This window comes from Acidovorax sp. KNOB132 (assembly GCF_057541515.1).
In genome coordinates, this window is the sequence record NZ_BAAJYT010000175.1 from 1 (window position 1) to 8,025 (window position 8,025).

Annotated in this window: 6 protein-coding genes and 1 tRNA gene; 5 read left to right on the forward strand and 2 right to left on the reverse strand. The window is 68.1% G+C overall.

Annotation, left to right across the window (positions count from 1 at the left end):
* Positions 1 to 69 precede the first annotated feature (69 nt).
* The gene (locus AC27IO_RS17795) at positions 70 to 537 is read right to left on the reverse strand and encodes a hypothetical protein (RefSeq protein WP_498739957.1); all 468 of its coding nucleotides are present in this window, start codon (positions 535 to 537) and stop codon (positions 70 to 72) included.
* A 148-nt stretch (positions 538 to 685) separates the two neighbouring features.
* On the opposite strand from AC27IO_RS17795, the gene AC27IO_RS17800 reads away from it, so the two are divergent.
* From AC27IO_RS17800 to AC27IO_RS17820, 5 genes are all read left to right on the forward strand, one after another.
* A complete protein-coding gene (locus AC27IO_RS17800) occupies positions 686 to 1,597 on the forward strand; it encodes a pseudouridine synthase (protein ID WP_317357849.1) in 912 nt (303 codons plus the stop codon).
* A gap of 233 nt (positions 1,598 to 1,830) precedes the next feature.
* Positions 1,831 to 2,934: an IPTL-CTERM sorting domain-containing protein gene (locus AC27IO_RS17805; RefSeq protein ID WP_498739959.1), complete on the forward strand. Its 1,104-nt coding sequence runs from the start codon at positions 1,831 to 1,833 to the stop codon at positions 2,932 to 2,934.
* A gap of 139 nt (positions 2,935 to 3,073) precedes the next feature.
* Positions 3,074 to 3,147: transfer RNA gene (locus tag AC27IO_RS17810), tRNA-Gly, on the forward strand.
* 460 nt (positions 3,148 to 3,607) lie between these two features.
* The gene (locus tag AC27IO_RS17815) at positions 3,608 to 5,884 is read left to right on the forward strand and encodes an AsmA family protein (protein ID WP_498739962.1); all 2,277 of its coding nucleotides are present in this window, start codon (positions 3,608 to 3,610) and stop codon (positions 5,882 to 5,884) included.
* A 176-nt stretch (positions 5,885 to 6,060) separates the two neighbouring features.
* On the forward strand, positions 6,061 to 7,257 hold the full coding sequence (locus AC27IO_RS17820) for an FAD-dependent monooxygenase (protein WP_498739960.1): 1,197 nt from the start codon (positions 6,061 to 6,063) through the stop codon (positions 7,255 to 7,257).
* A gap of 128 nt (positions 7,258 to 7,385) precedes the next feature.
* Here AC27IO_RS17820 and AC27IO_RS17825 read toward each other — a convergent pair.
* On the reverse strand, positions 7,386 to 8,025 hold a 640-nt coding region (locus tag AC27IO_RS17825; protein WP_498739961.1), incomplete at its 5' end, for an OB-fold nucleic acid binding domain-containing protein.

The following is an 8,025-nucleotide window of genomic DNA, read 5'->3' on the forward strand; positions in this document are numbered from 1 at the left end:
TTGCTATTTTAATTGATAGCAATACAAGCATGAAACCCTAGGGCATCGGGCCCAAAAGGCTTCAGGCTTTCAGCCTTGAGTTCTGCCGCCGCCTGCGGCGCCAATGCAGGGCCTCAACACCGCCTCGAAATCGTTCATCGCCTGCGCCGCACCCAGGTCGGCGAGGTAGGCGCCACCGGCCTTGAGGTCCAGCGTGGCCTCGCCGGCCCCGGGCGGGCGTTCGATGCGCACGCGAAAGCCGCTGCGGTTCCACTCCGGAAAGTGGCCCGACTCCAGCAGGCCCTGTGCATCGTCCCTGCGCGTGATCCCCGGCCATGCACTGCCGGTCTCGGACATGCGCGCCAGGCCAGCCGCGGCGCAGTCGAACAGTTGCGGATTGGAGAGGTCGGCGGGCACGGCCAGAACCCGCGATGCGCTCGGCGGATAGCCGGCCGCGCCGGTCAGCGCGCAGCCCGACAGCACGCAGGCCAGGGCGGCCGCCACGCCCATGGCGGGCCATCGCACCCTGCAATGGAGTGGCGTCGCGCTGTCTGGCATGGCAGTTCCTTCGGGTGAGAGATTTCGGGCCCCTAATGGACCATGCCGGGCCATTCCAGCCAACCCCCCTTCGGTGGGGGCGCCACGAAATCGGCATGGCGCGGCAGCACCGTGCCCAGGCGGAGCGGCTCACTACAATCGGCCCGCCATGCACAACCGCCACGATCCCCGCGTCCTGCCCATGCGCAACGGGGTGAGCCCCAGTTGCGTGGCGCTGCCCTCGACTGGCGAGGGCAGCCTGCTGGACTTTCTCGTGGAGCGCTTGCCCGCCGTGGGCCGCGAAGGCTGGCTGCAGCGCATGGCCGCGCGCGAAGTGGTGGATGAGTTCGGCGTGCCGGCCACGGCCGAGCGGCCCTTCGCCCCCGGCATCCGGCTGTACTACTACCGGGCGCTGGAGCAGGAAACCGCCATTCCCTTCGAGGAGGCCGTGCTCTACCGGGACGACCACCTCCTCGTGGCCGACAAGCCGCATTTCCTGCCCGTGGTGCCCACGGGCCGCTACCTGCAGCACACGCTGCTGGTGCGGCTCAAGCGCCGCCTGAACCTGCCCGACCTCGCGCCCGTGCACCGCATCGACCGCGACACGGCCGGGCTGGTGCTGTTTTCGGTGCAGCGCGAAACGCGCGGCGCCTACCAGGCCCTGTTCCGTGACCGCCGCATCGCCAAGACCTATGAAGCCGTGGCGCCGTGGCGCGACGACCTGGCCTTTCCCCGCGAACACGCCAGCCGCATGGAGGAAAGCCCGCAGTTCTTTCGCATGCAGGAAGTGCCGGGGGAACCCAACACGCTCACGCGCATCGAGGTGCTGCAGGTGGCCGGCGCCTGGGCCCGCTACCGCCTGTCGCCCGTGACGGGCAAGCGCCACCAGTTGCGCGTGCACATGGCGGCGCTGGGGCTGCCGCTGCGCGGCGACGCTTTCTATCCCGTGGTCAACGATCCGCCCGAAGGCGACTTTTCGCAGCCGCTGCAGTTGTTGGCGCGGTCGCTGGTGTTCGACGACCCGGTCACCGGAGTGCCCCGGCGTTTCGACAGCGAGCGGGAATTGGGCGCCTTGGAATGACCCCCATGCGGCCCGGTACCCCGGGCGGGTGACCCGCAACGGGCTGCATCTGCACGGCAAACCGCGCCCCGGGGCTGCTTTGCACGGCTGTGGCGAGCCGGCCCATGGCGCATGGGTTCGGAAAGAAGTGGGGCCGTTGCTATCAATGCCACTGCAGATATATTCCACAACTATCCATTGGTGACCGATGAAGAGGAGATGCGGAAATGGCCTGGACACAGAACCCATGGCGGATGCTGGCATCGATCGGCCTCATCGTGGCCGCTTTTTCGGCTTCGGCCGCGGACAACGCGCTGCACTTCGATGGCGCGAACGACCAGGTCGCGATGCCCGTTCCCGCGGCACTGGCTGCAGCCAACAGTTTCTCGACCACGGTGTGGATCAAGCCCGATTCGCTGCCGACGGCCGCCCGGGTGTTCTTCGCCCAGACGGACACGTCCAACTTCGTCACGCTGCTGATGTCCACCTCTGGCGCAATCCTGGGCTATGTCGTCAATGGTGGCGCCACGGTGTCGACGAGATCCACCGACGCGGTCACGGCAGGCGCCTGGAATCACGTTGCCATGACCTGGGATGCTTCGACAAGCACCGTCGCCCTCTACATCAATGCCGTCTTGCAGCCCAGCATGCCCGGTGGGGCCAGTTCCACCGGCACGAATGGGTTGATGACGATCGGTTCGCGGACCGACGGAGCGCAGTCTTTCCCCGGATCGATGGATCGCTTCGATCTTTTCAACCGGGTCCTGACCGCCTCCGAGGTCACCACGGCCAAAGCCGGCTGCCAGGCCCCGGCGGGTGCGTCGAATTCATATGCTTTCGACCAAGGCAATGCAGGAGGCAACAATGCCGGGCAGACCAGCCTGCCCGATGGGGCCGGGGGCAATGACGGCACGCTGCAGAACTTCGCACTCACCGGGACCGCCTCCAATTGGGTGGCATCGGATGTCACCAGCCAGTGCAGCTATGCCGTCGGTGGAACGGTTTCGGGGCTGACGGGAACGGGCCTCGTTCTACAAATCAACGGCGGCGGCAACGCGTCGATTTCAGCGAATGGAGCGTTCTCGCTATCGGCCGTGCCTTACGGCGCGACCTATACAGTGTCCGTGCTGAACCAGCCCACATCGCCAGCGCAGAGTTGCACCGTGACGAACGGCAGCGGCACGGTGTCGGGCCCCGTGAGCAACGTCGCTGTCGTCTGCACTGCCGTGGCGGTGCCACCCGTGGCTGCGGCTGCGGCCATCCCGACGATCAGCGAGTGGGGGCGATACCTTCTGACGGCGTTGATGGCAGCGTTCGCACTGTTCATGCATCGGCGGCGAAGCCGTGCCAATCGCTGAGGGCTGGGCAATCGAGCTAGGCACCGCGTGCATGGCATCTTTGCCACGTCGTGCGGGAAACCAGGCCGACGAGCCTTATATAATCCGGCGCGCCACAGCGAAAGGCATTGCCAATCAATGCCCCAGCCTCTGGCGCCATGCGGGTGTAGTTCAATGGTAGAACGGCAGCTTCCCAAGCTTCATACGAGGGTTCGATTCCCTTCACCCGCTCCAATCGATACCTGATCCACAGATGCCGATGTGTCTCTGGGTCGCTGCAAAAGGGGCTTTTCAGCCCCTTTTTCTATGGCCTGGCCGGAACGGATTTCGCTGACGAGTCGTCTTGCGGGGGCTTTTTCGCATCGGCAGTGGAGCCGCTGGGATGCTCCTCGAGGGGCGGCAGCCGGGTCGACAGGTCCGAAGCTGACGTTCGGGCCGATTTCAAGTACGCCGCGCGCCGCAGCCGCTCCTGCAGTAGCTGCTGGATTTCTTCCGAGCCCTGCCGACCGAAACCGCTTGGCGCGGCAGCGCATCGCTCAACGCCACCGGGTCCGCTCGACGGTCTTTGATGCACGTCATTCCGCCCCGTGCAACAGCATGGTCTCCCCTGTAGGACAACGGCGGCAAAGCGGCATGGCAGCGGGGGGAAGCCGCAGGCGCGGGCTAGCATGGCCCCAAGAAAACGCCCATGACCATGCCCCCTGAGACCTCGCCTTCCTCCCCTGCGCCCGCCCCTGCATCGCCCACGCCCTCCCGGAGGCGGCGGTCGCGGCTGCCGCTTGCCGCAGTGGCGGGGCTGCTCGTTGTGCTGCTGCTGTTGCTGGCCTTCGTGGCGTGGTTCGACTGGAATCGGGCCAAGCCCTGGATCAACCAGCAGGTCAGCGAGGCCACCGGCCGCCGCTTTGCCATCGAGGGCGATCTGAGGGCCCACTGGCAGTGGCCGCAGCCCGTGGAAACCGGCTGGCGCCGCTGGGTGCCGGGCGTCACGGTGCAGGCGGACCGGCTGGTGATGGACAACCGGGCGGACTTCGGGCACTTCGGCGCCCTGGATGTGCAGACGGACGATGCATCCACCGCCACCGTGCAGGCGCGTGCCGAGAAGGCCGCCGCATCGGCCACGCCTGCGGTGTCGGCTGCACCGGCGGCTTCCGTGCCGGCCGCGCCGGACAGCACGGCCTCGGTGCCCGCGTCCGGCCAGCCCATGGCCACCCTGGGCAGCGTCAGTGCTTCGCTTCGGCTCCTGCCGCTGCTGTCGCGCCATGTGGCCATCGACACGCTGGTACTCACCGTGCCCGACGTGGCGCTGGCCCGCAAGGCCGACGGCAGCAACAACTGGACCTTCGACCGCCCCGCCAAGGACGGCGGGCCGGCGAAGCCCAATCCCTGGAGCGTGAGCGTGGGACGGCTCGTGGTACGCGATGGCCAGCTGGCCTATGCCGATGCCGTGAAAGACCTGGCTTTCACCGCCAAGCTCGGGACCATCGACACACCCGCCGGGCAGGCGCCCGGCCCGTACGGCGTGCGCTTCGAGGTGCGGGGCCGTTACGCCAAGGCCCGCATCCAGGGCCGGGGCGAAGGCGGGCACGTCATGGACCTGCGCGAAAAGGTCGTGGACTACCCGCTGCGGTTCAAGGCGAAGGCCGGCACGGTGGAAGCCGAGGTGGAAGGCATCCTGTCCAACCCGGCCGCGCTGTCGGGCATGGACATGAAGGTGATGCTCAAGGCCGAGAGCATGGCCGACCTGTATGACCTGACCGGCCTGGTGCTGCCGAACACGCCGCCGTTTCGCACGCGCGGCCGGCTGGTGGGCAGCCTGGAGCCGGACAACGCGGTGTGGGAGTACCGCGATTTCGACGGCACCGTGGGCGACAGCGATCTGCATGGCAGTCTGACTTACACGTCGGCCAAGCCCCGCCCCCGCCTCAAGGGCACGATGACCTCCAAGAAGCTGCGTCTGGCCGACCTGGGGCCCGTGCTGGGCGCACCGACGGGCGAAGGCAAGGCGGAAAAAGGCACCTCCAAACGCCCCGGCAAGGTGCTGCCCGACGTGGCATTCGCCACCGACCGCTGGAACGCGATGGACCTGGACCTGACCTTCAGTGGCCAGCAGATCGTGCGCGACGAGAGCCTGCCGATCGAAAACCTGCGCGTGCATGCGGTGCTGGACAACGCCCTGCTCACCCTCTCGCCCCTGCAGTTCGGTGTGGCGCAGGGCAAGATCGATTCCACCGTGGTGCTGGACAGCCGCACCAAGCCGCTCAAGGCCCAGTTGCGCGGCAGCGTGGAAGGGCTGCGGCTGTCGGGCCTGTTTCCCAAGGTCGAACTGATGGAAAAGAGCTTCGGCCGGCTCGATGGTGCCGTGGCCCTGAACGGCAGTGGCCAGTCGGTGGCCAGCATGCTGGGCAGCGCCAGCGGCGAAACCCGCCTGTACATCCGCGATGGCCGTTTCAGCAAGCAGATGCTGGACCTGGCCGCGCTCAACGTGGGGAGCGTGGTGGTGGCCAAGCTCTTCGGCGACGACAAGGAAGTGCAGTTGCGCTGCGCCGTGGCCGACTTCGCGGTGAAAGACGGCATCGCGCAGACCCGCTCGGTGAAGCTGAGCACCAACGAGGCCACGGTGGAAGCCACCGGCACGGCCGACCTGGGCCGCGAGCACCTCGACCTGCGCATCAAGCCCGAATCGCTGCAGTGGAAGTTTTTCTCCCTGCGCACGCCGCTGTACGTGAAGGGCCCGTTCGCCGATCCCAAGGTGGGTCTGGAAGCCGGCCCGCTGCTGCTGCGCGCGGGCGCCGCCGTGGCGGCCGCCGTGGTCGCGCCGGTGGCGCTGGCGCTGGCCCCCATCACGGTGCCTGCAGCGGACGACGACGAGAACTGCGCCGTGCTGCTGGCCCGCGCCGGGGACAAGGTGCAGGGCGGTGCCGCAGGGGCAGCCCCAAAACCGCCAGCCTCCACGCCAGCCAAGGCGCGCTGAGACGTGCAAAGGCGCGCTCAAGTGCGTTGAAGCGCTCCAAGGCGGGCATGATTGCTATATTTTTAATAGCATAACCCCCTAGATCAATATGCGCCGAAGCCATTTTTGACCCGCATCCCATAGGCGCGCTTTCCCTGCGCACAGCGGTCTCGAGAAACCCATCTGGAAAGAACCCCATGTCACGGCACATCCTGATCACCGGCGCGAGCGTCGCCGGCAACACCGCCGCCTGGGCACTGGCCCGGTCCGGCTGCAAGGTCACCGTGGTCGAACGGGCGCCGGAGTTCCGCGACGGCGGGCAGAACATCGACGTGCGCGGTGCAGGCCGCGAGGTGCTGCGCCGCATGGGACTGGAGCAGGCAGCGCTGGACCAGGGCACGGGCGAGGAAGGCACGGCCTGGATCGACGAGGATGGCCATGCCGTCGCCGAGTTCAAGACCGACGAACTGTCCAGCGACGGGCCCACCGCCGAGATGGAAATCCTGCGCGGCGACCTCGCCCGGCTGCTGTACGACGCGGCGCGCAAGCGGGCCGATTACCGGTTCGGAGACCATGTGGCGGCCATCGAAGACGATGGCACGGCGGCGACCGTGCGCTTCGCGGGCGGGCAGCAGGAGCGCTTCGATGCGGTGGTCGTCGCCGAGGGCGTGGGTTCGACCACGCGCGAACGGGTGTTTTCCGGCGAAAACGAACCGCGCTGGATGGACCTGACGCTCGCCTACTTCACCATCGCCCGTGCACCCGACGACGATCGGATGTGGCGCTGGTATCACACCACCGGCGGTCGAAGCGTCTCGCTGCGGCCCGACCGGCACGGCACCACGCGCGCCATGCTGACGATCCAGCGCCCCACGGAGGGCGAGCAGGACTGGGACATGGACAGGCAAAAGCGCTTTCTGCGCGAACAGTTTGCCGATGCCGGATGGCAGGCCCCGCGCGTGCTGGCGGGCATGGAGACGACCAGCGATTTCTACTTCGACGCGTTGCGCCAGGTGCGCCTTGCGCGCTGGCACCGTGGGCGTGTGGTGCTGATGGGCGACGCCGCTTGGTGCGCCACCCCGCTGGCAGGCATCGGCACGACGCTTGCCCTCACGGGCGCCTATGTGCTGGCCGGTGAAATCGCACGGGCTGGCGATGGAGGCAGGCTCGAAGAGGCTTTCGCCGCCTATGAAAAAGCCATGCGGCCGATGGTTGAACAGGGCCAGAACGTGCCCAAGATCGGTCCCCGCCTGATGAACCCCCACAGCCGGCTGGGCATTCACCTGCTGCACGGCGCGCTGCATCTGGCCAGCCTGCCAGGGGTGCGCGATGCGTTCGCGAAGCTGATGAACCGCCAGCTCGACGAGCCGGACCTGTCGCGCTACCCTGCGTGAGAGAGATCGACGCGGTGGTGCCTGAAAGGGGCGCCTGCTGGCATCGGCACACCGCGAAGCAGCAGCAATAGCGAGGCAGGCCGAGGCGCTGCACCGACGCACCCTTGCCCGGGAACCTCGCCCACGCCTCAATGGAAATCGCGGCTGCCGTCCAGCGCCTGGGCCAGGCGGCCGAGCAAGGGGGTCATGTCCTTGCAGCGCTGGGCGACCAAGTGCCGCACCGCGCCCTGCCCTGGCGGCGTTCCCGGCGGGTTCGGACTGGACTGCCACAGGCCTTCCACCGCCAGCAGGCGCGAGCGCAGCAGCGCATTGCGCCAGGTCTCCACGAGCGACGGCCAGACGATGACGTTGACCGGCCCGGTCTCGTCTTCCAGCGTGATGAACATGGTGCCGTTGGCCGATCCGGGCCGCTGGCGCACGGTGACGATGCCGCAGGCACGCACGCGGCGGCCGTTGGGCATGTCGCGCAGCGCCAGGGCGGTCAACAGCCGCCAGCGCTCCAGCCGGCCGCGCAGCAGCGCCAGTGGATGGCGGCGCAGCGTGAGGCCCGTGGCCGCGTAGTCGAACAGGATCTCCTCGCCTTCGGGCGCCTCGGGCAGGGCCAGGGGTGCCTCGTTCACCGCCGCGTCCTGCAGCAAGGCCGGCGCGCGCCATTGCGCCGCGGCGTCCCAGGCCTGCTGGCGCCGGTGGCCCGACAGGGAGCGCAGCGCATCGGCTGCGGCCAATGCCTGCAGCGCGGGGCGGTCCAGCCGGGCGCGCAGGGCCAGG

Excerpts from the sequence above, each read along its gene's own strand:
- AC27IO_RS17820 (WP_498739960.1), top strand. The coding sequence starts at position 6,061 with ATGTCACGGCACATCCTGATCACCGGCGCGAGCGTCGCCGGCAACACC.
- AC27IO_RS17805 (WP_498739959.1), top strand. The coding sequence starts at position 1,831 with ATGCTGGCATCGATCGGCCTCATCGTGGCCGCTTTTTCGGCTTCGGCC.
- AC27IO_RS17800 (WP_317357849.1), top strand. The coding sequence starts at position 686 with ATGCACAACCGCCACGATCCCCGCGTCCTGCCCATGCGCAACGGGGTG.
- AC27IO_RS17815 (WP_498739962.1), top strand. The coding sequence starts at position 3,608 with ATGCCCCCTGAGACCTCGCCTTCCTCCCCTGCGCCCGCCCCTGCATCG.
- AC27IO_RS17795 (WP_498739957.1), bottom strand. The coding sequence starts at position 537 with ATGCCAGACAGCGCGACGCCACTCCATTGCAGGGTGCGATGGCCCGCC.